The organism is Bradyrhizobium algeriense (assembly GCF_036924595.1).
Classification (GTDB): Bacteria; Pseudomonadota; Alphaproteobacteria; order Rhizobiales; family Xanthobacteraceae; genus Bradyrhizobium; species Bradyrhizobium algeriense.
In genome coordinates this window covers 7368155-7392311 of sequence record NZ_JAZHRV010000001.1, presented here as the reverse complement: position 1 = coordinate 7392311, position 24157 = coordinate 7368155, and the positions used below count along the sequence as shown (strand labels likewise).

The 24157-nt window shown below is 62.8% G+C and carries 25 protein-coding genes; 16 read left to right on the top strand and 9 right to left on the bottom strand.

The genetic code is table 11. The features are described from left to right. Nucleotides 1-21: 21 nt before the first annotated feature. Nucleotides 22-2856 carry a beta strand repeat-containing protein gene (locus tag V1286_RS35515; protein ID WP_334488067.1) on the bottom strand — a complete coding sequence of 945 codons (2835 nt, stop codon included), beginning with the start codon at nucleotides 2854-2856 and terminating at the stop codon, nucleotides 22-24. Nucleotides 2857-3033: 177 nt separating this feature from the next. On the opposite strand from V1286_RS35515, the gene V1286_RS35510 reads away from it, so the two are divergent. Then, a complete protein-coding gene (locus V1286_RS35510) occupies nucleotides 3034-4605 on the top strand; it encodes a winged helix-turn-helix domain-containing tetratricopeptide repeat protein (RefSeq protein ID WP_334490135.1) in 1572 nt (523 codons plus the stop codon). Nucleotides 4606-4656: 51 nt separating this feature from the next. Here V1286_RS35510 and V1286_RS35505 read toward each other — a convergent pair whose 3' ends face one another. Continuing rightward, nucleotides 4657-5721: an MBL fold metallo-hydrolase gene (locus V1286_RS35505; RefSeq protein WP_334488065.1), complete on the bottom strand. Its 1065-nt coding sequence runs from the start codon at nucleotides 5719-5721 to the stop codon at nucleotides 4657-4659. A gap of 456 nt (nucleotides 5722-6177) precedes the next feature. Here V1286_RS35505 and ffh point away from each other — a divergent pair, with 456 nt between their 5' ends. The 9 genes from ffh to V1286_RS35460 all read left to right on the top strand — a co-directional run bounded on the left by ffh (nucleotide 6178) and on the right by V1286_RS35460 (nucleotide 14298). Continuing rightward, nucleotides 6178-7725, top strand: a complete 1548-nt coding sequence (gene ffh / locus V1286_RS35500) for a signal recognition particle protein (protein ID WP_334488063.1) — start codon at nucleotides 6178-6180, stop codon at nucleotides 7723-7725. A 138-nt stretch (nucleotides 7726-7863) separates the two neighbouring features. Continuing rightward, the gene (gene rpsP, locus V1286_RS35495) at nucleotides 7864-8196 is read left to right on the top strand and encodes a 30S ribosomal protein S16 (protein WP_108520681.1); all 333 of its coding nucleotides are present in this window, start codon (nucleotides 7864-7866) and stop codon (nucleotides 8194-8196) included. A gap of 19 nt (nucleotides 8197-8215) precedes the next feature. Beyond that, nucleotides 8216-8740, top strand: coding sequence for a ribosome maturation factor RimM (rimM, locus tag V1286_RS35490; RefSeq protein ID WP_334488061.1), 525 nt, complete (start codon nucleotides 8216-8218; stop codon nucleotides 8738-8740). A gap of 501 nt (nucleotides 8741-9241) precedes the next feature. Next, nucleotides 9242-9964: a DUF5343 domain-containing protein gene (locus V1286_RS35485; protein ID WP_334488059.1), complete on the top strand. Its 723-nt coding sequence runs from the start codon at nucleotides 9242-9244 to the stop codon at nucleotides 9962-9964. A gap of 429 nt (nucleotides 9965-10393) precedes the next feature. Further along, a complete protein-coding gene (gene trmD, locus V1286_RS35480; protein WP_334488057.1) occupies nucleotides 10394-11113 on the top strand; it encodes a tRNA (guanosine(37)-N1)-methyltransferase TrmD in 720 nt (239 codons plus the stop codon). Between the two features lie 112 nt (nucleotides 11114-11225). Continuing rightward, nucleotides 11226-11606 carry a 50S ribosomal protein L19 gene (rplS, locus tag V1286_RS35475; RefSeq protein WP_057852665.1) on the top strand — a complete coding sequence of 127 codons (381 nt, stop codon included), beginning with the start codon at nucleotides 11226-11228 and terminating at the stop codon, nucleotides 11604-11606. 409 nt (nucleotides 11607-12015) lie between these two features. Further along, nucleotides 12016-13422, top strand: coding sequence for a 3-isopropylmalate dehydratase large subunit (gene leuC, locus V1286_RS35470; RefSeq protein ID WP_334488055.1), 1407 nt, complete (start codon nucleotides 12016-12018; stop codon nucleotides 13420-13422). A gap of 100 nt (nucleotides 13423-13522) precedes the next feature. Continuing rightward, entirely contained in the window at nucleotides 13523-13732 is a 210-nt protein-coding gene (locus V1286_RS35465) for a hypothetical protein (protein WP_334488052.1), read from the top strand. 212 nt (nucleotides 13733-13944) lie between these two features. Further along, the gene (locus tag V1286_RS35460; protein WP_334488050.1) at nucleotides 13945-14298 is read left to right on the top strand and encodes a hypothetical protein; all 354 of its coding nucleotides are present in this window, start codon (nucleotides 13945-13947) and stop codon (nucleotides 14296-14298) included. A gap of 306 nt (nucleotides 14299-14604) precedes the next feature. Here V1286_RS35460 and V1286_RS35455 read toward each other — a convergent pair whose 3' ends face one another. The 3 genes from V1286_RS35455 to V1286_RS35445 form a co-directional block, all read right to left on the bottom strand. Then, on the bottom strand, nucleotides 14605-14898 hold the full coding sequence (locus V1286_RS35455) for a hypothetical protein (protein WP_334488048.1): 294 nt from the start codon (nucleotides 14896-14898) through the stop codon (nucleotides 14605-14607). A 130-nt stretch (nucleotides 14899-15028) separates the two neighbouring features. After that, the gene (locus V1286_RS35450; RefSeq protein ID WP_334488045.1) at nucleotides 15029-15268 is read right to left on the bottom strand and encodes a hypothetical protein; all 240 of its coding nucleotides are present in this window, start codon (nucleotides 15266-15268) and stop codon (nucleotides 15029-15031) included. A gap of 243 nt (nucleotides 15269-15511) precedes the next feature. Continuing rightward, the gene (locus V1286_RS35445) at nucleotides 15512-15838 is read right to left on the bottom strand and encodes a hypothetical protein (RefSeq protein WP_334488043.1); all 327 of its coding nucleotides are present in this window, start codon (nucleotides 15836-15838) and stop codon (nucleotides 15512-15514) included. Between the two features lie 111 nt (nucleotides 15839-15949). On the opposite strand from V1286_RS35445, the gene V1286_RS35440 reads away from it, so the two are divergent. The 3 genes from V1286_RS35440 (at nucleotide 15950) to V1286_RS35430 (ending at nucleotide 17952) form a co-directional block, all read left to right on the top strand. After that, on the top strand, nucleotides 15950-16348 hold the full coding sequence (locus V1286_RS35440; protein WP_334490131.1) for a metallopeptidase family protein: 399 nt from the start codon (nucleotides 15950-15952) through the stop codon (nucleotides 16346-16348). 137 nt (nucleotides 16349-16485) lie between these two features. Then, nucleotides 16486-17091, top strand: a complete 606-nt coding sequence (gene leuD / locus V1286_RS35435; protein WP_334488040.1) for a 3-isopropylmalate dehydratase small subunit — start codon at nucleotides 16486-16488, stop codon at nucleotides 17089-17091. A gap of 72 nt (nucleotides 17092-17163) precedes the next feature. After that, entirely contained in the window at nucleotides 17164-17952 is a 789-nt protein-coding gene (locus tag V1286_RS35430; RefSeq protein ID WP_334488039.1) for a glycosyltransferase family 32 protein, read from the top strand. A gap of 65 nt (nucleotides 17953-18017) precedes the next feature. Here the strand turns inward: V1286_RS35430 and V1286_RS35425 are convergent, their stop codons facing one another. Beyond that, the gene (locus tag V1286_RS35425) at nucleotides 18018-18896 is read right to left on the bottom strand and encodes an HpcH/HpaI aldolase/citrate lyase family protein (protein WP_334488036.1); all 879 of its coding nucleotides are present in this window, start codon (nucleotides 18894-18896) and stop codon (nucleotides 18018-18020) included. A 117-nt stretch (nucleotides 18897-19013) separates the two neighbouring features. Here V1286_RS35425 and V1286_RS35420 point away from each other — a divergent pair, with 117 nt between their 5' ends. After that, nucleotides 19014-19664 carry a carbonic anhydrase gene (locus V1286_RS35420; protein ID WP_334488034.1) on the top strand — a complete coding sequence of 217 codons (651 nt, stop codon included), beginning with the start codon at nucleotides 19014-19016 and terminating at the stop codon, nucleotides 19662-19664. A 62-nt stretch (nucleotides 19665-19726) separates the two neighbouring features. Here the strand turns inward: V1286_RS35420 and V1286_RS35415 are convergent, their stop codons facing one another. Both V1286_RS35415 and V1286_RS35410 read right to left on the bottom strand, forming a co-directional pair. After that, entirely contained in the window at nucleotides 19727-20281 is a 555-nt protein-coding gene (locus tag V1286_RS35415; protein ID WP_334488031.1) for a TIGR00645 family protein, read from the bottom strand. A gap of 29 nt (nucleotides 20282-20310) precedes the next feature. Beyond that, the gene (locus tag V1286_RS35410) at nucleotides 20311-21345 is read right to left on the bottom strand and encodes an aspartate-semialdehyde dehydrogenase (RefSeq protein ID WP_108520717.1); all 1035 of its coding nucleotides are present in this window, start codon (nucleotides 21343-21345) and stop codon (nucleotides 20311-20313) included. 117 nt (nucleotides 21346-21462) lie between these two features. Here V1286_RS35410 and V1286_RS35405 point away from each other — a divergent pair, with 117 nt between their 5' ends. Further along, nucleotides 21463-22266, top strand: a complete 804-nt coding sequence (locus V1286_RS35405; RefSeq protein WP_334488026.1) for a hypothetical protein — start codon at nucleotides 21463-21465, stop codon at nucleotides 22264-22266. A gap of 218 nt (nucleotides 22267-22484) precedes the next feature. Beyond that, nucleotides 22485-22868 carry a hypothetical protein gene (locus V1286_RS35400; RefSeq protein ID WP_334488023.1) on the top strand — a complete coding sequence of 128 codons (384 nt, stop codon included), beginning with the start codon at nucleotides 22485-22487 and terminating at the stop codon, nucleotides 22866-22868. A gap of 630 nt (nucleotides 22869-23498) precedes the next feature. On the opposite strand, the gene V1286_RS35395 is transcribed toward V1286_RS35400, so the two are convergent. Further along, complete coding sequence (locus V1286_RS35395) at nucleotides 23499-24143, bottom strand: DapH/DapD/GlmU-related protein (RefSeq protein ID WP_334488020.1); 645 nt, start codon at nucleotides 24141-24143, stop codon at nucleotides 23499-23501. Nucleotides 24144-24157 lie beyond the last annotated feature (14 nt).

Below are 24157 nucleotides of genomic sequence, written 5' to 3'. Positions count from 1 at the left end.
TTCTCCAGGGCAGCGTCGTGCTTACGCGTGCTGCGGCATTGCCAACGCCGGCTGCTGACCGGCTTGCGGATCGGCAATCGGCATCTCACCATGGCCCTCGCCCGCCGTGACGAAGCTCGATGCCATGAACTGCCCGAGCAGAGCGGCACTCGCGGCATCCGACATCGAAGCGCTCTCCGCCGGAGCGGCCGGAGGCAGGAAGCTGAAGCCGCTATCCTGAATGACGATGTTGTCGCCAGGCCCGCCGTCGAGCACGTCCTGCCCGGCGCCGCCAAGCAGGACATCGTCGCCCGCGCCACCTGTCAGAATGTCATTGCCGGGACCGCCAACCAGGACGTCATCGCCGTCGCCACCATTGGCGGTGAGCAAGATGCCCGTTCCCATTCCCGACGCCTCAATGATATCGTCGCCGCCGAGGCCATTGATCACGATGCGATCATTGGCCTCGAACCCCTTGATCGTCACGTCCTCCGCGAGACCTGACACCGTGATGACACCATTATTGTTGGTGACTGTGATCACATCGTCGCTGTTGGTTGCGTTGATGACGACCGTGTCCTCCGCCCCGTCATTGCCGCCCAGGTCGAGATTGACCTGAGTGACGTTGGTTCCGGTCAGATCGTTGACCGTGATGAGGTCGACACCAGCCAACGTATTGAGCTGGATGTTCTCGACACCGTTGAGGTCCATGACGATGCCGGCGACGTTACGTGTCAGCCGCGCGCGGCTGCCATTGGCCGAGATATCAATGTTCTCGCTGATGTTTGCGCCGTTGAACAAGAGCGTATCCATACCGGCCTGACCCTCGACGGTATCGTTGCCGTCGCCTGGATTCCAGACGAAGGTGTCGTTGCCGGCGCCCAGCAACGCCGTGTCGTTGCCGCTACCGCCGAAGACGAGGTCATCGCCGGCGCTGCCCTTGATGACATCGTCGCCGACGCCGCCGTTGAGCGTCAACTTGACCGCGCCGGCCGCGATCGTGGAGGCATCGATGGTGTCGTTGCCCTGGCCGCCGTTGATCACCAGCGCGTCGCCGGCTTCGGCGTTCGCGATCGTTACCTGCTCGGCCAGGCCATTCACAACCAGCGATCCGCCGCTCTTGACGACGCTGATGGCGTTGTTGCCGACGGTGCCGTTGACGATCACGGTGTCCGGCTGGCTGTCACCACCCGGGGCACCGGGCGTGGCGCCGAGGTCGATCGCCACCTGCGTGACGCCGGTGCCGGCCAGATCGTTGACCGTGATGGTGTCGGCGCTTCCCAGGGCGTTGAGCTGTATTTTCTCGACGGCGTTGAGATCCATGACGATGCCGCCGACGTCGCGGATAAGCCGCGTCCGGCCGCCATTGGCCGAGATGTCCATCAGCTCGCCGGCGTTGGAGCCGTTGAAGACCAGCGTGTCCGTACCCGTTCCGCCTTCGACGACATCGCTGCCCTCGCCGGGATTCCAGACAACGGTGTCGTTGCCGGTGCCGCCGATAAAAGTGTCGGCGCCTCGGCCGCCGGTGATGGTGTCGTTGCCGGCACCGCCGTCGATGACGAGCTTGATGGATGCGGTCTGGGCATTGATGACGTCGTTGCCGGCGCCGGCGTTGACCGTCAGCACGTCGTTGGCGCTTTCCACGCCGGTGATGGAAACCTGCGCCGCCAATCCGCTGACCGTCACGGAACTGCCGGCACCGGCCACCACCTGGATCTGGTCGTTGCAGCCGGTGCCGGTGACCGTCACCTGATCGGCCGCACCGTCGCCGGTGCCGCTGCCGAGCGTCGCGCTCAGGTCGAGCGCAACCTGCTTGATGCCGGTATTGCTCAGATCGCCGACCGTGATGTTGTCGGCGCCGCCGAGGGCCGCGAAGTTGACGCGCTCGACGCCGTTGGTGTCCATCGTGATATTGGCGACGTCGCGGGTGAAGCGTCCGCGGGCGCCATTGGCCGTGATGTTGATATTCTCGGCGATGTTGGCGCCGTTGAACTGCAGCGTATCGGTGCCGTCCTGGCCCTCGACGGTGTCGTTGCCATCGCCGGGATTCCAGACGAACGTGTCGTCGCCGGCACCAAGCATGGCCGTGTCATTACCCCGACCGCCAATGATAAGGTCATTGCCATCGCCGCCGATCAGCATATCCGCGCCGTCGCTGCCGGTGATGGTGTCGTTGCCCGCGCCGCCGTCCAGGGTCAGCTTCACGTGGACGGCGAGACCGTTGCCGGCCGTGATGACGTCGTCGCCGCCATTGGCGTTGACCACGATGTTCTCGGTGGTGCCGATATCGAGGAAGAAGGGCGCGGGGGTGATGCGATCGAAGCGCACGCGGGTACCGTTGGCGGTGATCGTGAACGTTTCGGCGCCGTTGCCGCCATTGACCTCGGCAGTATCGGTGCCGTCGCCGCCTTCGAGCAGGTCGCTGTCGTCGCCCGGATTCCAGATCATGCGATCGTCGCCGGCACCGCCGAATATCTGGTCGTCCGCGTCGCCGCCGGTGAGCGTATCGTTGCCGGCGCCGCCGAACAGCAGGTCGCTGCCGCCCTTGCCGAGCAGGATGTCGTTGCCATTCTGGCCGAACAGCTGGTCGTTGCCCGAGCCGCCGGTGAGCGTGTCGTTGCCAGCGCCACCGAACATCTCGGCAGCAGGCATTGCGCCGTTGGCTTCGTCGATCGTGAGCGTGTCGTTGCCGTCGAGACCGAACACCTGGATTTTGATGGTGTTGGCGACGGTTGCTTTACCTCCCGTGATCGGGACAGTACCGCCGTTGACGAGAATGTTACCTGCCGCATCGCGACTTAATTTAACGCTGTTGGTGGCTACGTCGCCGAAGACCGAGAGAAAGCCGTTGGGAGAAAATGACGCCTTGATAGCCATGCTAAAAAATTCCTTCCGAAGAGATAAGCCCCTCAGCGTCACGCCTAGCCGCAGCTCGCGTGCCAGACTTGAAGCTTCGCTTCAGGCGGCCTTGAATTGTGGTCCAGATTTTCTGATTGTTTTCCCAACTGTGGTATGGTTCACGACCCGGTGACCACCGCCGGCTGGGTCACCAACGTGCGATTCATTCTTGTCGATCACATCCTCGATACTGATCTTCGCGAATTACACCGCGGACCGGAATCGATTGAGGTCGAACCGCAAGTGCTCGATCTGCTGATTTACCTGATCCAGAATCGCGATCGCGTCGTCACCAAGGATGACCTCATCGCATCTGTCTGGCGCGGACGCAGCGCATCGGACACGACGCTGACAAGCCGCATCTACGCGGCGCGAAGGGCAATCGGCGACAACGGCCGCGATCAGAAGCTGATCCGCACCATCGCGCGCAAGGGTCTCCGCTTCATTGGCGAGGTACGCACACAAGCAGACCAGGCGCCCCACGCAATCGATTCGCCTCCGGATGCAGCGGGCAAGCTCTCGCAACCCGCTCCGCCGCTTCCTGATCGTCCTGCCATCGCCGTGCTGCCCTTCAGCAACATGAGCGGTGATCCGGAGCAGGATTATTTTTCCGACGGCATCAGTGAAGATATCATCGCCGCGCTATCGAAGCTGCGCTGGTTCTTCGTCATCGCGCGCAACTCTTCGTTCGTCTACAAGGGCAGGGCCGTCCATTTGAAGCAAGTGGGCAAGGATCTTGGCGTCGGCTATGTGCTCGAAGGCAGCGTGCGCAAAAGCGGCGGGCGCGTACGTATTACCGCGCAGCTCAACGACGTCGCCAACGGAAGCCACGTTTGGGCGGAACGTTACGACCGCGACGTCGCCGATATATTCGCTGTGCAGGACGAGATCACTGAGGCGATTGTCGCTGCGATCGAGCCGCAGCTCTACGCAGCCGAGAATTTTCGTGCCCGGCGCAAGCCGCCTGGCAACCTCGACGCCTGGGACCTGGTGATGCGCGGGCTTTCTTATTACTGGCGCGTGACGCAGCAGGATCACGCCATCGCGCAAGATCTGTTGCAGAAGGCGATTGGCATCGATCCCAACAACGGGCAGGCGCTCGGCGTGCTCGGCGCCAGTTATACATTCGGCGCCCACATGGGATGGGTCGAGTTAAAGGACATCGTGCCAATCGCCGAAAGTACGGCGCTGGCGGCGATCCGGGCCGACAGCGAGGACGCATGGGCGCATTTTGCGCTCGGCGCGGTCTATCTGATCACGCGACGCTTCGACGATTCGCTGGCCGAATTCGAACTGGCGCTGCGCCTCAATCCGAATTTTTCGCAGGTCCAAAACTATTATGCCGCCGGATTGGGATTTTGCGGCCGCTGGCAAGAAGGCGTCGAGGCGGCCCGCCGCGCGATCCGGCTCAGCCCGCGCGATCCGTTCCTGGCGCTTTACTACGGCTCTGCCTGCATGGCCCAATATATCGGACGCAATTACGACGAGGCGTTGCAGATGGCGCGGACCGCCGTCCGCCTCCGCAGCGATTACGCCGCCGCCCACCGTGTGCTGACCGCTGCCGCCGGCATGACCGCGTCTCCGGAGATCGCCACTGCTGCGCTCCAGGAATTGCGTCGCGCGCAGCCCAGTGTTTCGCTCGCCTGGGTCAGGGATCACGTGCCGATCCAGCACGCGGCCGACCTCGAACATTATCTGGAAGGTCTTCGGCGGGCCGGTCTGGACTAGGAATTTGTTTGACGCGCTTTCTTCGCGAACCCACTTCGCTTGAACACGGCTTTAAATCTCCACCACCTGCCCCGGCTTCAGCGCCGCGAACCGCTCGGGCGGAATCTTCGCCTCCTTGAGCGCATCGGCCAGCGCATTGACCGGCTCGTCGATCGCTTCATCCGTCAGCTGGAACGTGCCGTGATGATGCGCCAGCGCTTCTTGCGCGCCGCAATCGGCGAGCGCCTTCACCGCATCGGACGGATTCATGTGCTGGTCCTTCATGAACCAGCGCGGCTCATAGGCGCCGATCGGCAATATCGCCAGCCGCAGCGGCCCGTGCTTCTCGGCGACGCGGCGGAAATGCTTGCCCTCGCCGTAACCAGAGTCGCAGACGATGTAGAGTTTCCCCGCGGGCGTCTCCAGCACAAAACTCGCCCACAGCGCCTTGTTGCGATCGAACAATCCGCGCGCCGACCAGTGCCGCGTCGGCACCAGCGTCACCGCGATGCCGTTGCCGAGTTCGACGCGATCCTGCCAGTCGAATCCCTCGGCTTTGATCGCGCTGTCCGTATCACGCATGGTGACGTCGTTGCCGAGCGGCGTGATCACGCGCGGCGAAAACTTTTCTGCGAGCTTCGACAGCGTCGCGATGTCGAGATGGTCGTAATGACCGTGCGAGACCAGCACGACGTCGATCTTGGGCAGCGCGTCGAAGGCGATGCCGGGATCGTTGTGCCGCCGCGGCCCGGCAAAGGAAACCGGCGAGGCCCGCATCGACCACACGGGATCGATGAGGATGTTCAGATCCCGGGTCTGGATCAGCCAGGTGACGTGGCCGACATAGGACAGCCGCACCTTGTCACCGCCGACGCGCGGCGGCGGCGTATCGCTGTGCGCATTCGGCACCCAATCCGGCCAGCTCGCGCGTTTGCGATCGGTGCCGAACTGCCAGCGCAGCACCTCGGCCAATGATTTCGGCGGCGCGCCATCGGGATCGAAGAAGCGGGTTCCGTCGAAATGATCGGAAACGGGGCCGTCATAGGTCTTCATATTGCTGATCCAGATCGAGGGCGCACCGATGGCTGCGGCGGCGCCAGCAAGCACTGTAAAGACACGGCGGCGGGTGATGGGCACGGAAGATCGCGAAGGGCGGGAGAGAGTGGATGACATGGTGCTTTATATGGCGTGTCATGGCTCAACTTGGAACCTGCGGTAAAAGGGCACGCGCGCTCCGACTTGTCCTAAACGCTAAAAGCGTCGATGCTTCAGAGTCTTAGAACTAAGCTCGCGGGGCATTATACCCCAGTTTCTCCTTGACTTCCGCCCCTTCCCGGCGTTTAACCCGCGCACTTTCTCGGAAAGACGTTCTTTTCGACCCGCCGCCCGGCCCATGAGACCGGAGGCCAACGCCCGACAGCGCGATGCGCCCTCGGGCGCGAAAGTGTTTGGACGATCGTTTCGGCGTGTTCCGCCGAGACATATGTAGGTCGTCATACCCCGCCTTGTGCGCAATTGCGTACAAGGCGGGCGATGACAGTGGTGGATGAATCGATATAGCGCCTGCGAACAGCAGGACAAAGGACAACGGCATTGTTCGACAATCTGTCGGAAAAGCTTGGTGGGATACTCGATCGGCTGACGGGCCGCGGTTCGCTGTCGGAGGCCGATGTCGACGCCGCGATGCGCGAGGTGCGCCGCGCGCTGCTGGAAGCCGACGTCTCGCTCGACGTGGTCAGAGGCTTCACCGACCGCGTCCGCGAGCAGGCGGTCGGCGCCACCGTCGTCAAGTCGGTGACGCCCGGCCAGATGGTGGTCAAGATTGTCCATGACGAACTGATCGCCACGCTTGGTTCCGACGGCCAGACCATCGACCTCAATGCGGTGCCGCCGGTCGCCATCATGATGGTCGGTCTGCAAGGCTCCGGCAAAACCACCACCACCGCAAAACTCGCCCGCCGCATGACCCAGCGCGACAAGCGCAAGGTGCTGATGGCCTCGCTCGACATCTACCGCCCGGCGGCGATGGAGCAATTGGCCGTGCTCGGCCGCGACCTCGATATTCCGACGCTGCCGATCGTGGCCGGCCAGAAGCCGGCGCAGATCGCCAAACGCGCCCTCGAAGCCGGCAAGCTCGGCGGCTATGACGTGGTGCTGCTCGACACCGCCGGCCGCACCACGCTCGACGAAGAGATGATGAGCGAAGCGGCCGAGATCAAAACCACGGCCAATCCGCATGAAGTGCTGCTGGTCGCGGATTCCCTGACCGGCCAGGACGCGGTCAATCTCGCGCGCGCCTTCGATCAGCGCGTCGGCCTCACCGGCATCGTACTGACGCGCGTCGACGGCGATGGCCGCGGCGGCGCCGCGCTGTCGATGCGCGCGGTCACCGGCAAGCCGATCAAACTGATCGGCACCGGCGAAAAAACCGACGCGCTGGAAGATTTTCATCCGAGCCGCATCGCCGGCCGCATCCTCGGCATGGGCGACGTGGTGTCGCTGGTCGAACGCGCGGCGGCGAATATCGACGCCGAAAAGGCCGCGCGCACCGCCGAGCGGATGCGCAAGGGCCAGTTCGACCTGACCGATATGCGCGAGCAGTTGCTGCAGATGGCGAACATGGGCGGCATCAGCGGGTTGATGGGCATGATGCCCGGCGTTGCCAAGATGAAGAACCAGATCGCCGCCGCCGGGATCGACGACAAGATTTTGAAGCGCCAGGTCGCGATCATCGATTCGATGACGCGGGCCGAACGCAAGAACCCCGACATCCTGAAAGCCAGCCGCAAGAAGCGCATTGCCGCCGGCGCCGGCCAGAATGTCGAGCAGGTCAACAAGCTCCTGAAGATGCACCGGAACATGGCCGACATGATGAAGGCCATGGGTTCGGGCAAGCGCGGCCCGATGGCCGGCATCGCGCAGGCGATGGGCTTTGGCGGCGGCATGAAGCCGCCCTCGCCGGAAGAGATGAAGGCGCTGGCCGACAAGATGCAGGGCGGCGCCGGAGGCGGCCTGCCGAATTTGCCGAAGGATCTTCCGGTCGGCCTGCGTCAGGGACTGCCGAATGTGCCGGGCCTTACAGGCCTCAGCGGCAAGCCGACCTTGCCGGGCCTCGGCGGCTTTCCCGGGAAGAAGAAATGACCTCTTCCGTCATTGCGAGCGCAGCGAAGCAATCCACCCTTCGCCAAGAACCAAGCTGGATTGCTTCGTCGCTTCGCTCCTCGCAATGACGAATTCGACCAAACAGACTTTCAATTAACCCACACTCAGGAGAACCAAATGTCAGTCGTTATCCGCCTCGCTCGCGCAGGCACCAAGAAGCGCCCGGTCTATCACGTCGTCGTCGCCGACTCGCGCTTTCCCCGTGACGGCCGCTTCATCGAGCGGCTCGGTCATTTCAACCCGTTGCTGCCGAAAGATAATGAGTCGCGGCTGAAGCTCGACATGGACAAGGTGAAGTCCTGGCTCGCCAAGGGCGCGCAGCCGTCGGATCGCGTGACCCGCTTCCTGGATGCCGCCGGCATCGTCAAGCGCCCCGCCCGCAGCAACCCGGAAAAGGCCGTGCCGCGCAAGGAGCGCAAGGCGCGCGCCGAAGCCGCCGCAAAGGCGTAAAGCGTAGCGGCGCACGACGGTGGCAGCACCGATTTGCGTCGCCCGTATCGGCGCTGCGCACGGCGTGCGCGGCGCGGTGAAACTGTGGACGTTCACCGAAGATCCGCTGGCCGTAAAACATTACGGCCCGCTGATGACGAAAGACGGCGCGCGCCAGTTCGAGGTGACGCATGTCCGCGAGGCCAGGGACCATCTGGTGGCGACGCTGAAGGGCATCGCCACCCGCGAGGACGCCGAACGGCTCAACGGCATCGAGCTCTATGTCGCGCGCGAAAAACTGCCTGAGACCGATGAGGACGAATATTATCACGCCGACCTGATCGGGCTTGCGGCGGTCAATGCCGCGGATGAGCCGCTCGGCCGCGTCACTGCGATCCATAATTTCGGCGCCGGCGACATCATCGAGATCGCGCCGCCGCAGGGGCCGACCATGCTGCTGCCGTTCACCAATGCGGTGGTGCCGACGGTCGACCTCGCGGGCGGCCGCGTGGTGATCGAACTGCCGCAGGAAATCGAAATCGAAGGCGACGACGCCCAGCCCTGACTTGTCGTCGCCGGGCCAAGTGGTCTGCCTTGCGCAAGGCTACGTAAACTTGTCTGCGCCCCGACGATCCATCCTTTTCAAAGAAGACGATCCATCCTTTTCAAATAAGATGGATACGCAGCATTAGGTAGCAAACTCACCAAGCCTATTTTGGCTCGCTTTCGAGTATCTCTACCCACCGTTTGAACACAGAACAGAATTTTGCCGCGCCAGCTCTTCCGTAAGCGCTGTCACTCCCAAGACAGAAAAGCCCCGCTAGGCGCAGCTGCTAGCCATCCGCCGCGCGTTCGGCGAATCAGATCGGGGCGGATTTCACTCGCGTTTCCACCGATAAGTTCATTTTTCTACACCATGTTTTAGTACACACGCGTATCTAAATTATTTTTATTAGCAAATTCAAATAGTTATATAGTACAGTACCTGCAGTACAGATAACAGGACGCTATTTACTTTATCTGTACGATGTGTTTTATGGTACAAGCGACTGAAACGGAGGCCGACGTGGCCGTTACAGCAGATAAGCCCTGTCCCTATGCGCCGGCAAGCGCAATCCTTGATCTGGTTGATCGTCACCGCAATCGTGGCTTGCCGCCGCCTATCAATGCAGAGGTTCTCGCCCGCGCGAGCATTTCGGAGAGCTTGATCCCTCGGACCCTGTACGCGCTGCAGGCGCTCGATTTGATTGACGAGGCGGGCAGGCCAACGCCCACCTTCGAAGGTATCCGTCTGGCTCCGGAGGCTGAATATAAGAAGCGCCTTGAGGACTGGCTCAAGGGCGCATACGCCGACGTGTTTGCGTTCGCTGATCCTTCCCAGGATGACGATGTCGCCATTCGCGACGCCTTTCGAAGCTACCAGCCAGCTGGCCAGCGAGATCGAATGATCACGCTCTTTCAGGGATTGTGTGCCGCCGCCGGACTTGCGCCGGAAAAGCCAAAGGCACAGCAGAATCGATCGGTCCTGCGCATTCTTCCGAAACCAACGGCCCCGGCGGCGGCCAAGCGCAGCAGCTTTCTGAAAGCCGTTGCCAGGCCTACTGCTAGCACCGCGCATAGTGGCTTGCCGCCTGCGCTGGCGGGTCTACTGGCTAGCCTGCCAGCAGCCGGCGAGGGTTGGACGGCCGATGACCGCGCAAAGTTCGTGACAACGTTCAGCGCAGTTCTCGATTTCTGTTTTCCGATAATCAAAGAAGACGCAGCTAAACAAAACGGCGACGCCCAATGAGGCCGTCGCCGTTCGTATCACCGCAGAGGGAAGACAGTTTTTTGCGGAACACTTCCCTTCGCAAGGCCACTCAAACCCCGGCCGCGCCGGACCCAGAGAAACCCATGTGGCAAGCCGTCAGAAGATAATCGGAAGGGCTAAGCCCTCGCCAACGCGACCTTGGCTCGATTTACCGCGTCGGATCACTCCGGCGCGGTAATTTCTTTAAATCTATCAGCCCTCACGAATCACGTCTACAGCGCCGGACCTTAAGGTTTGGCAAGGGTTATCCACGATGCCCCGCCTTGATGGTCAAGAACAAACCGGACACCGCTGGCCTCCAACGGCAGCATCGACCGATAGCGACAAGGCGAGTTCGCTACCTAATGCCGTGGATACGCGGGTCAAGCCCGAGTATGACGGTCTAAATCCAATGGCGATCATACGACCATGACCTGGCGCGCTACCGTCCTCACACTGTTCCCCGAGATGTTTCCCGGGCCGCTCGGCGTCAGCCTGGCGGGCAAGGCGCTGACTTCAGGCCTGTGGGAGCTGGAGGCGCGCGACATCAGGGACTCCGCCACCGACCGCCACCGCAGCGTCGATGACACCCCGGCCGGCGGCGGCCCGGGGATGGTGTTGCGCGCCGACGTGCTGGCGGCGGCGATCGATGCTGCGGATATCGACCAAAGCCGTCCGCGCCTCCTGATGAGCCCGCGGGGTCGGCCATTGACCCAGTCGCTTGTGGCGGAACTCGCCGCTGGCCCCGGGCCGCTGGTCGTCTGCGGGAGGTTCGAGGGGGTCGATCAGCGGGTCATCGAAGCCCGGCACCTCGAGGAGGTCTCGATCGGAGACTATGTGTTGTCCGGTGGCGAGATCGCCGCGATGACCCTGATCGACGCCTGCGTGCGGCTTTTGCCGGGTGTGATGGGCAAGCAGGCCTCGGGTGAGGACGAAAGCTTTTCCGAAGGACTACTGGAGTACCCCCAATTCACCCGCCCGCAGGAGTTCGAGGGCCTTGGCATCCCGGAAATCCTGATCTCAGGCGACCATGCCAAGGTGGCGGCCTGGCGCCGGGCCGAAGCCGAGGCCCTGACCCGGACGCGCCGGCCGGATTTATGGGCCGCGAGGCCCGGCCAAAAAGGCACAAAAAGAACGACAGACGGGTGACAAGCGCCCGCCTATGCCTTATACGGGCGCCAAATCCGCGCAATGGCAGGATACTAGGACGTTCGCGCAGCCCGCGCTGGACTGGCTGGGCGCGCCGCCGATGGAGATTTCAATGAACCTCATTCAACAGCTCGAAAAAGAGCAATTCGAAAAGCTGTCGGCGACCAAGTCGATTCCGGAATTCGGCCCCGGCGACACCGTGATCGTCAACGTCAAGGTGGTCGAAGGCGAGCGCACCCGCGTGCAGGCCTATGAAGGCGTCTGCATCGGCCGTTCCGGCGGCGGGCTCAACGAGAGCTTCACCGTCCGCAAGATTTCCTACGGCGAAGGCGTGGAGCGCGTGTTCCCGGTGATGTCGCCGATGATCGACTCGATCAAGGTGGTGCGCCGCGGCAAGGTGCGTCGCGCCAAGCTGTATTACCTGCGCCAACTGCGCGGCAAGTCGGCCCGCATCGTCGAGAAGCAGGATCGCGCGACCGCCGTCGGCGAGTAATTCGTCTCCCAGGAGATGTGACGAAAAGCGCGGGGTTTTGCCCCGCGCTTTTTTGTTGCGCCTCCCCGTCATTGCGAGCGCAGCGAAGCAATCCATCTATCCCCGGGCGGGAAGGTGGATTGCTTGGCTGCGCTCGCAATGACGGGTGGTCACAAACGCATATCGCCCTTAGATACCTCATGTGCTATGAGGCTGGAATGGTTCTAGATCGGACGAATTCTGCGGGCTCGCGCGTCGCACCCATCGTCATCGACGATCGCTCGCGGCTGCCCGGCCGGTTCTTCGGACGATTCGCGACGTCGGCGACATCCGAGCTTACGCGCGCAGCTTGATGCTGCGCCGACGTCCGTTGCTTGCGCGTATCCGCGCTTGACCGCTCACACAGAATTTCATTTTGGAGCTTACGCTCATGTCCAAGCCGACCACACTGTACGACAAGATCTGGAACGACCATCTGGTGCACGAAGCCGATGACGGCACATGCCTGCTCTATATCGATCGCCATCTGGTGCACGAAGTGACCTCGCCGCAGGCGTTCGAAGGCCTGCGCGCGACGGGGCGCAAGGTTCGCGCGCCGGAAAAGACGCTGGCCGTCGTGGATCACAACGTCCCGACCACCGACCGCAGCAAACCCAATCCCGACCCTGAAAGCATCGAGCAGATCCGGGCGCTGGCGGACAACGCCAAGGAGTTCGGCGTCGAATATTTCAACGAATTCGACAAGCGCCAGGGCATCGTCCACGTGATCGGCCCCGAGCAGGGCTTCACGCTGCCCGGCACCACCATCGTCTGCGGTGACAGCCACACCTCAACCCATGGCGCGTTCGGCGCGCTGGCGCACGGCATCGGCACGTCGGAAGTCGAACACGTGCTGGCGACGCAAACGCTGATCCAGAAAAAAGCAAAAAACATGCGCGCGGTGGTCGACGGCAAATTGCCCGACGGCGTCACCGGCAAGGACATCATCCTGGCGATCATCGGCGAGATCGGCACCGCCGGCGGCACCGGCTATGTGCTGGAATATGCCGGCGACGCCATCCGTGCGCTCTCGATGGAAGGCCGCATGACGGTCTGCAACATGTCGATCGAGGGCGGCGCCCGCGCCGGCCTGATCGCGCCGGACGAAAAGGCGTTCGAGTTCCTGAAAGGCCGCCCGAAGTCGCCGAAGGGCGCCGACTGGGACGCCGCGATGCGCTATTGGGAAAAGCTGCGCTCCGACGACGGCGCGCATTTCGACCACGAGATCCGGCTGGACGCGGCAAAGCTGCCGCCGATCGTGACCTGGGGCACCTCGCCCGAGGACGTGGTGTCGATCACAGGCTTCGTGCCGGATCCCGACAAGATCGCGGACGAGGCCAAGCGGCTGTCGAAGCACCGCGCCCTGAAATATATGGGCCTGGCGGCGGGGACGAAGATCACCGACATCAAGCTCGACCGCGTCTTCATCGGCTCCTGCACCAACGGCCGCATCGAGGATCTGCGCGCCGCCGCAAAGGTCGCCGAGGGCAAGACGGTCAACGCCCACGTCAACGCGATGATCGTGCCGGGCTCGGGCATCGTGAAGGAACAGGCCGAAGCCGAGGGCCTCGACAAGATCTTCATCAAGGCCGGCTTCGAATGGCGCGAGCCGGGTTGCTCGATGTGTCTGGCGATGAACCCCGACAAGCTGTCCCCGGAAGAGCGCTGCGCCTCGACCTCGAACCGCAATTTCGAGGGCCGTCAGGGCTTTAAGGGCCGCACCCATCTGGTGTCGCCGGCCATGGCAGCAGCGGCGGCGATCGCCGGGCACTTCGTCGACATCAGGGAGTGGCGTTAATCCTCCCTTTGCCTAGATAGCGAGACGTTCTGGCAACGCCACGTTAACAGGCAGAGCGCAGAGTGGTCCCTTGCGAAGCGCGTTCGCGAGGGACCTGGCCGTGACGGACAAGCCTGAATTTGTCGATATGATCAGCGAGGCGACGCGGCAGGTGCGGCGGCGCATGGCGCCGCGCATCGTCGACCTGCAGCCCGTCGCCAAGGAAACCTCGCGCCTCAGTCACTGGCCGCCGGAACATTGGGCACAGTGGCGGCTGGCGAAGCTGACCCCTTGGAAGATCAAGCCTTGGGAAGGCAAGGATTGGGATTGAACTGAGCGTTTGCAGCTCAAAAAAACAGGCGCCGAACGGGGCGCCTGTTTCGTTTCAGCCTGATCTTACCAATACCGGTATGCGTAATAGCGGTGGCGCCACCACGGACGGCAGATCTTGCGCGGCCCATAATAGGTCAAGATCACGCGGCAGCGGCGCGGATAATAGTAAGCCGGGTACGTGTAGTAGGCCGGCGCGAAGTAGAAGCGGCTGTGGAAGTGGCGCCGGTGGTGGAAGTGCGGCCGATGGAAGACGTGAGGCCGGAGGAACGCGTGACGATGTGCGAAGCGGTGGCCGCCGCCATGGAAGACCGGCGCCGCACGAAAACCGCCACGGTGGATCGCCATCCCACCACCTCTGAATCCGTCGCCGTGAATGGCCGCGCCGCCACCGCGGAAACCGCCGCCATGAAATGCCGCTCCGCCGCCGCGGAAGCCACCGCCATGAAAGCCGCCGCCACCGCCGCCACGGAAGCCGCCGCCGCCACCGCCGCGAAAGCCGCCGCCGCCCATCCCACCGCGGTGTTGAACCTGGGTCGTCAGTCCGTCGGTTGCGTATTTTACTGAAGGCGCCGCGCCGGGACTTGCAAGCGAGAGCGCCTCGGCGCGCTGTTGTGATGTCGCTGCGAGCGCGAATACCGCCGCAGCAGTAACGCCCAGACAGCGGACCAGGCCGCGTCCGGGATTCGATATCGACATGGATGAATCCTCCCTAACCGGCAACGGTGCCTTGCGCCGCACTGCGGTTGGCCCCGTCGCATCCCTTTGCGATCGCTCCCAATGTGAAATTAGAGACAGGCACGTGAACGCGCCATGAATGCGCAGGAAGGAGCGCTGAAGAGATTTTTTGCGGCTGACCGAAGTTGTGCACGCTCACCACCAGAACGGCCCGAACCCGATGCCGAAGGTGAACGGCGCCGGCGAGTCATAGGGATACGGCCGATAGTAGACCGGCCGATTGTAGTAATAGGGACGGTCGTACGGACGATAGTAGCCGTAATGACGATAGTAGCGCCTGTTATAGCGGTGCGCGCTGAAATCAGTGACGTCGGATGTGCCGGCGCTCTGCGCCTTCGTCTGCGGCGCCGCGACGACCGGACCGATCGCGGCCGATCCGGCAACCACGAGCGCGCTTGCGACAAAGGCTGCCCCGATCAAGCTCTTCATGACGGACTCCTCTCGTTGATCACGACCATCAAATACGCGCAGCAATCCCGCCAGTTTCAAGGCCCAGCCAAAACGAAAACAGGCCCGCAATGAAGCGGGCCTGTGCGATATCTGCGCCAAGCTGTCGCACTTACCAGCGGTGCCAGTGGCGGTGATGGTGGTGATGGCCGTGGTGATGGTGCCAGCGGTGCCACCGATGATGGTGACGATGCCGCCAATGCACTTCCGTGGTCGCCAGCCTGGCGTCTTCCTGAACCGCTGCGGCGGCGCCGGGATTGCTGAGCGACAGCGCATTGGCGCGCTCGGCTGGAGCTGCGAGCGCGAGCAACGCGCCAACGGCGGCGAGCCCCAAAACTTTCGTGAACTGCATGAATGCTCTCCTTGGGTCGGTGTCCACGTCTGCGCCGAATCGCTCGCCGCAACGCTGTACGCAATCTGACGCGAGCGACTTGAATGGGCTCTGAATGAATGCGTCACGAAGATGAACGGATGACGGCTGCGGCTCGCCGCAATCCCTTGCGCACGCCAACCGGCGCAGGACGCCGTCGCGACTTCAGCGCAAAAGCCGAACCCCCGTCGCGTCAGGGCGCGTCAAAAAAATGGAAGAAAAAATCTAGCCCGGCCGCCAGTAGCAGTTCATGCGCGGGGTGATCACCGTGCCGCTCGGCCGGTACTCCTGCACGTAATGCGCGGTGCAAGAGCGCACGGCGTTGGGGCCGGGGTTGTAGCGCGGGTAGACGTCGGGCGCCCATTCCTCCTGCCGATAGATCGGCACCCGCCGCAGCGGCCGCCGGCGCTGCGCGGACACATCCGTGACGACCGGCTTCAGCGCCACCCCGACCCGCAGCTCCGGCAATGCCGTCTGCGCCTGCGCCATCGTACCGGGGAGCAGGAGCCCGGCAAAAGCAGCCCATGCTGCGACCGTCACAATCCGCTTCATCTACAGTCCACCCACGCCTGATATCCCCCGTACGGTCCCCGATTGGCGCGCCGAGGTCAACTCCGCAAAACCAGGATGCGCACGGGCATAACACACGCTAAATACGTCCTGATGTGGACCGAAGCAAAAGCCCCCTCGCTCGCCGAGATGGAAGCCATGGCGCATGAGGTGTTCGAGCGCCTGCCAAAGACGTTTCGAACCCTGTGCCAGGGCGTGATCATCCGCGTCGACGATTTTCCGACCGACGAGGTCCTGGACGAGATGCAGGCGCAGAGCGAATTCGACCTGCTCGGCTTATTCCAGGGCATCGGCCTGCCGCAGCAGAGCAACGACGACGTCGCCCGCCTGCCCAACATGGTCTGGCTCTACCGGCGGCCGATCCTCGACTACTGGGCCGAACATGAGGAAACGCTGGGCCATATCGTCCGCCACGTCCTGATCCACGAAATCGGGCACCATTTCGGCCTGTCGGACGCCGATATGGAGGCGATCGAGGCCTCCGCGGGCTAAGGCGTTTTCGGGCGACCAGGGGCCGTTCGCCCAATCGCGCCAGAACAGGCGGCCTATGCGCAAATCGGCCTTTTGCAGGGGCCATATTCGCGATAAATTATCGGCCTTGCCCCCATTTCAACCGGGAAGTGCGATCGATGGAAAAGTTCACCACACTGGAAGGCGTCGCAGCGCCGCTGAAGATCATCAATGTCGACACCGACATGATCATCCCGAAGCAGTATTTGAAGACCATCAAGCGCACCGGCCTCGGCAAGGGTCTCTTCTCCGAACAGCGCTACAAGGATGACGGCAGCGAGAACCCGGACTTCGTGCTCAACCAGCCGGCCTATCGCAACGCCAAGGTGCTGGTCGCCGGCGACAATTTCGGCTGCGGTTCCAGCCGCGAGCACGCGCCGTGGGCGCTGCTCGATTTCGGCATCCGTTGCGTGATCTCGACCTCGTTCGGCGACATCTTCTACAACAACTGCTTCAAGAACGGCATTCTGCCGATCCGCGTCACCCAGGAAAACCTCGACAAGCTGTTCGACGACGCCGAGCGCGGCGCCAACGCGACGCTGACCATCGACCTCGCCAACCAGGAAATCCGCGGCCCCGACGGCGGCAAGGTGAAGTTCGAGATCGATCCGTTCCGCAAGCACTGCCTGATGAACGGCCTCGATGACATCGGCCTGACCATGGAAAAGAAGTCGTCGATCGACGATTACGAGGCGAAGCTGAAGAAAGAGCGCGCCTGGGCCTGATCTTGTTAGCTGATCGTGTTACGAGAGCCCCGATCACATCGGGGCTCTTTCGTTTAAGCGGAGGCGACGCGGATGCGGCCTGACGTCGTCACTTTCTGGCATGGCCCGCTCGACGGGCTGCGGCTGACCTGCCTGCGGTCGCAGGTTGCCGCCGGCCACAAGGTCACCGTCTACAGTTTCGATCCATTGCCGGGCCTGCCCGACGGCGTCGGCAATGCCGAGGCGGACGCGATCCTGCCGCATTCGTTTTCCGAACGGCTGCGCCCGCCCGAGCCGGACGGAAGCTGGCGCGACTGGACCATTTTGCAGTTCAGCGACTTTTTCCGGATGCGGCTGATGGCCGAAAAGGCCGGCCTCTGGCTCGACGCCGATGTGCTGTTGCTGAAGCCGGTCGAGATCGATCCGGCGAAGCCTTACTTCGCGTGGGAGCGCCGGCGCCAGCTCGGCAACTCGGTTTTGTACCTGCCTGCGAATGATCCAATCGTGCTGGCGTTTGAGGAGCTGATGGAGCAGGAGGATCTGACGCCGGACTGGCTGGCGCTGCGTCATCGCCTCACCTTCATGCTGCGCCAGTTGCGACACCGGTCGAGCCGCCTCTCCGACATCCGCGTCGCGATCTACGGCCCGGCGGCGCTGACTGCGCTCGCGCGCCGCTCGGGTGAATTGCAGCACGCGCTGCCGAAGCAATCCTTCTACGCTGTGCATGCCGAGCCGAAACTGTTCTTCGAGCCGGCGGATTTTTCAGGCCTGCTCGCCGATCCCGAGATCGTCGGCCTGCACATCTCGCCGAAAGGCCGCGGCGGCGAAAAGCCGATGCCCGGCAGCCTTTATGCCTGGGCGGCAGAGAGATTCGGCTCGTAGCCGCAGCGTGCTGTCTTCCCTTCTCCCACAAGGGGAGAAGGAAGAAACGCCGTCGAGCAAAGATTTCAATGCCCCATCGCCGCGATGGCGTCCGCAATCGCGATCGTCCGCTTCGCCATGTCGGCATGCAGCCGCTCCACCATCCGCCCGTCGAGTTGGATGGCGCCCCGTGAGGCGTTTTCCGGCTTCTCGAATGCCGCGATGATCTTGCGCGCCTGCTCGACCTCCTCGGCCGGCGGCGTGAAAATGGCGTTGCACGCCTCGATATGGCTCGGATGGATCAGCGTCTTGCCGTCGAAGCCGAGATCGCGGCCCTGCGCGCATTCGGTCGCAAAGCCATCAATATTGCTGATGTCGCTGTAGGGCCCGTCGAGAATTTCGAGCCCGTGCGCGCGCGTCGCCAGGATGCAGTGCGTAATCATCGGGATCATCGCCGCGCGGCCGGGCTGCATGCGGATCCGCGTCTCCCGCGAGATATCATTGGGCCCGAACACGAAGCCCGCAAGCCGGGTCTCGGAATCCTTCGATGCCGCCGCGAGCTTGTCGGCGTCCAGCACCCCGCGCGCGGTTTCGAGCATGGCCCAGACCCGAATGGACATATCGGCATTGATGTCGCTCAGGCGGTTGGCGATGGCGTTGAGATCGGCCACGGTGGAAACCTTGGGAACCAGGATACCGTCGGGCCGGGCCTTGCCGGCCATGGTGACGTCGTCGACCCACCACGACGTATCGAGGCTGTTGACGCGGATCAGCACCTCGCGCTTGCCGAACCCGCCGGCCGCAATGGCTTTTGCGATCTGGTCGCGGGCCATCGCCTTGGCGTCCGGCGCCACCGAATCCTCGAGGTCGAGAATGATGCCGTCGGCCAGCAGGCTGCGCGCCTTTTCCAGCGCCCGCGCGTTCGACCCCGGCATGAACAGCAGGCTGCGGCGCGGACGGATCATGGGCTGGTTCCTCTGGAGGCTTCGAGCCCCACGCCCTAACATTTCAAACCGGGGTCCGAAAGCCTTGTTCCCGTCATCGGCTTATGGTTAGCCATGCGCGGGTACAGACAGGACACCATGGCTCCATTCCCGCAACACCTGCTCGACGGCTACCGGGCCTTTACCTCGCAGCGGCTGCCGACCGAACAGACGCGCTACCGGGAACTTTCCGAGCGCGGCCAGTCGCCCGCCGTGATGGTGATCGGCTGCTGCGATTCGCGCGTCTCGCCGGAAGTGATTTTCGACGCCGGCCCCGGTGAACTCTTCGTGGTACGCAACGTCGCCAATCTGGTACCGGTCTTCCAGCCGGACGGCGGCGCCCACGGCGTGTCGGCGGCGCTGGAATACGCGGTACAGGTGCTGCACATCAAGCACATCGTGGTGCTCGGCCATGCGCAGTGCGGCGGCATCCGCGCCTTCATCGACGATATCGACCCGCTGTCGCCGGGCGATTTCATCGGCCGCTGGATGGCGATGTTCATCAAGCCGGGCGAAAAGGTCGGCCAGCGCGAGCACGAGACAAGGCAGGATTTCACCACGCGGATCGAGAAGGCCGCGGTGTTCCGCTCACTCGAAAACCTGATGACGTTTCCGTTCGTGCGCAGCCGCGTCGAGCGCGGCGAGATGGAATTGCACGGCGCCTATTTCGGCGTCGCCGAAGGCTCGCTGTTCGTGCTCGACCCGGAAGCGAAGGAATTCCGCAGCGTGACGGAGCTTGTGCGCGAATAGCGAATGGCGAGTAGCGAATGGAACAATCCAATTCGACATTCGCTACTCACCATTCGCCAATCCTACTCTCCGCCGTGGTCGCCGCCGCCCCATCGGTCGGATATCGCCAGCATGAAGGCCGAAACCACGAACGCCAGATGGACGCCGACCAGCCAGGCGAGCTTTGTCGGATCGAAGGCGGCGTCGATGTTCATGAAGGCCTTCAGCACCTGGATCGCCGAGATCGCGACGATCGAGGCCATCAGCTTTTGCTTGAGCCCGCCGAAACTGACCTTGGTCATCCATTCCGGCCAGTCCGGATGGCTGCCCGGATCGATCTTGGAGACGAAATTCTCGTAGCCCGAGAACACCACGATCAGGATCAGATTGCCCGTTAGCGAGAGATCGATCAGCGCCAGCGCGCCGAGGATGATATCGGATTCCTTGGAGCCCGGCGCGTGGACGATGAACTCCCACAGCACCGCGCAGAATTTGAACAACAGCACCGCAAGGCTGACGACGAGGCCGAAATAGAACGGCGCCATCAACCAGCGGCTGTTGAAGAGCAGGCTCTCGAAGCCGCGCTCGGCGCGCTTGAGCTGCGGATTGTGGCGATAGGGAGCCGGCTCTTTCGTCATGACAATCCCGGCTCCTCGACGCGCTTAACTCACGCCGCCTTCTTCTTCGCGGTGATCAGCTTGCGGTTGATCAGGCATTCGGCGATCTGCACGGCGTTCAGCGCCGCGCCCTTGCGCAGATTGTCGGAGACGCACCACAGCACCAGGCCGTTTTCCACCGTGGCGTCCTCGCGGATGCGGCTGATATAGGTCGCGTCTTCGCCGGCCGCCTCGTAGGGCGTGACGTAACCGCCGGGCTCCTGCTTGTCGATCACCAGGCAACCCGGCGCATTGCGCAGGATGTTGCGCGCCTCATCAGCCGTGATCGGATTCTCGAACTCGATGTTGACGGCCTCGGAATGGCCGACAAACACCGGCACGCGCACGCAGGTGGCGGTCAGCCTGATTTTGGGATCAAGAATCTTCTTGGTCTCCATCATCATCTTCCACTCTTCCTTGGTGTAGCCGTCCTCCATGAAGACGTCGATGTGCGGGATGACGTTGAAGGCGATGCGCTTGGGGAACTTCTTGTTGATGAGTTCGCTGTTGGTGTAGACGGCCTTGGTCTGCGAAAACAGCTCGTCCATCGCGTCCTTGCCGGCGCCCGAGACCGATTGATAGGTCGAAACCACGACGCGCTTGATGGTGGCCTTGTCGTGCAGCGGCTTCAGCGCGACCACGAGCTGCGCGGTCGAGCAGTTCGGGTTGGCGATGATGTTCTTCTTGGCAAAGCCCGCGGTCGCATCCGCGTTCACTTCCGGAACGATCAGCGGCACGTCCGGATCCATCCGAAAGGCGGATGAGTTGTCGATCACCACCGCACCGGCAGCGCCGATCTTCGGCGACCATTCCTTCGACACCGAACCGCCGGCCGACATCAGGCAGATATCGACATCGGAGAAGTCATAGTGCTCGAGCGCTTTGACCTTCAGGGTGCGGTCACCATAGGACACTTCGACGCCGACGCTGCGGCGCGAGGCCAGCACCACGACCTCGTCGGCGGGGAATTTGCGCTCGTCGAGAATATTGAGCATTTCGCGCCCGACATTGCCGGTCGCACCGACGACAGCGACTTTGTAACCCATCGTTCACTCTCCGAGGAAAAATGCCGCCCCGCCGCGTCAAGCGGAAAGGGAGAAGGCAGCGCTTCTATGCGAGAAACACCGATATGACAACGTTTGACGGCTGTGTTTGGGCGTTTGATGCATTCGTTTCCGGCCGGTTCGGCCAATTCCCCTTATACGACGAGAATTCACCCGGCGCTGGCAAGCTTCGTTGACGAGGTCTGCGGCACGCTGGCACGGCTCTGCGCCTATCTGATGACGCTGGCGCTGATGGCCATTTGCGGTACCGCGCTATGGCACCATTTGCCCGATGTGACGGCGATTGAGACGTCGCCGAAAACCTGGAGCCAGGCCGGACGCACAGCGCCTGCGTTCGCGGTAAGCCAGCTCATTTTTCCAGGCAAGACAGAGACTTACGAAGTTTTTCGGCATCCCGAGGGTGGTCGCAAGGACGTGTTCCGCTGGAGCGGCATCGGCGGCACGCCGGTCGCCGAGCTCGAAATCTATCGTCCGGGTGAAGAAATCGATCAGGTCGGCTCGGCGGCCGGCTACCTTGCCGCAAGGATGGACCCGGCGGGTACGCGCGAGTTGGAGGCGGCCGGAATCGTCGACAGCAAGTTCGGCCCCGTCACTCTGTTTCGCCGGGTCGGCGGCACCGAGGCCGCCCGCGCCTGCCTCCGGTTTTATAGGCATGTCGATGAGCCGAAATTCCGTCTCTCCGGCTGGTCATGCCTGGGCGAGGATTTGCCGGCCCGCCGCACCGCGATCGGCTGCGTGCTGAACCGGTTGATTCTGCTGACGGCCGGAAACGATGCAAAACTGACGGAATTGTTCGCCCATGCAGAAGTGAGGCGCAGCGATTGCGCGACATCGGGCGCGCCGCTCCTGTCAGCGGATTGGGTGACGGGCGCCGATAACCCGCATTTGCGCGGCGCCCTGTAATCCGGCGTTTGGCGGGGTCTGCTTCCGCGGCCCCTCACAATTGTGGCAACAAGCAGCCAAGACACTGGTTTTCATGAAACTTTTTCGCTTCGCGCCGCATTATTCCGGCGCGGTGTGGCGCAATTGACCTAGCGACGATGGTCCCGCCATGGCTACAATGTCTGTAATCAGATCTGACGATCCGCCAACCTGTAAGGGCGGACAATGACGAGGATGCAATGACCCGAAAATTCCCCGCTGCGAGCAAGCTCGCGATGTTGCTTGCCGCGGCTGCCCTCGTCGCGATTGGCTCGGCTTCCGCCAACGCCCAGTCCAAGCAGCAGCGATATGACCGGGACGGCCGCCCTTATTACGGGGCGAACGGTCCCAACCGTTCCTACCAGCAGGGCCCGCGCACCCGCGTCTTCGTCACTACGCGCTCATGGCTCGATGCCGGCACCGAGGTGCTGCCAGGCGACCGCAAGTTCCTGGACTACGCCTTCCCGTCGCCATACGGGTACCCAACGTTCGCGCGCGAAAACCTGAATCGCCCGATCGACCGCCAGCCGCTCAATCCACCGTCAGATTTGGGCGGCCAGCCGACCCAATTCCCGCTGTATTGATTTAGCGGAAGAGCAATCCCGCGTCGTCTCGAACCAGGATGTGTACTCATAAACCCGCGGCCCAGTCAGGGCGCGTCGTCGCCTTTAATCACCCGGAACGGTTATGAGCAGGTGCTTGTTAATTTGCATCTGCGGCAAGGAGGTCGAGGCATGAGGATAATGACCGTAGCTCTCGGAACGGCCCTGATCCTGTGTAACCTGGGGACGTTCAGTGCTGCAGCGCATGCGCGGAAGGCCAAAGTCGTTCGTGAACTCGTCAGGGTACCCGTGGTAACGACAACGCCTTACTGGGATTATAATATCGTTCCACGATATCGGTACCGCCCTCAGGACGACCGGGTCGATCCATACGGCCCGCCCGTAGCGCCGGTGATACGCTATGGAAATCAAGAGATATATATTTCGGCGTGGTACTGAATAGCACGCCGAGATACACGCGCGCACCGTGATGGTGGCGTTATGGCCTGAGGGCCGTTCTGGGTCACGAGCGGTAACGCTATAACTTATTTTTTAGGATCCGCTGGGCCGCGAGTGCCGACATTCGCTTTATGAGCACGCGCCCTGGTGCGCAGTTGCGTTTACGGGCCGGGACGACAGCGAGTTCGCGCTCGCCGATTCCGCCCCTTCGATCTACCTGCTCGGAGGCAGAGCCGGGTCATACCGCTCGCAAAATTGTTCGATCGCCTCGGAGCGGAAATCGCCCAGGCGCTCGAAGATGATCTCATCCGGCCAGTCCCACCAGGCGATGCGGCGCAGGCTTTCGGCAACCGCATCCGGAAAGCGCTTGCGGATCGCTCGCGCGGGAACGCCGCCGACGATCGTATAGGGCGGCACGCTGCGGCTGACGACGGCGCCCGCAGCAATGACCGCACCGTCGCCGACCGTCACGCCCGGCAGCAGGATGGCGGCATGGCCGATCCAGCAATCGTTGCCGACGATCACCCGGTCGCCGCGGCGCTCTGCAAAGAAGTCGCGGTCGCGGCTGGCCGTCGCCTCGTAATATTCCGGGCAATAGGTGAAGCGATGCTGCGATGGCCGATCCATCGGATGGTTCGGCGCACCGATCCGGACCGAATTGGCGATCGCCGTGAACTTCCCGATCACGGCGTCGGCGACCTCGCAATTCTCCCCGAGATAGGAGTAGTCGCCGAGCGAGGAATATTCGATGCGCGTGTTGCACAGGACTTCGCAACGCCGGCCGATCTGCGCCTCACGCAGCCGCACCGTTTCATGGACAATTGTTTCCGCCAGCTTGGGGCGATGCGAGGTGTCCATCAGACTGCTCCATC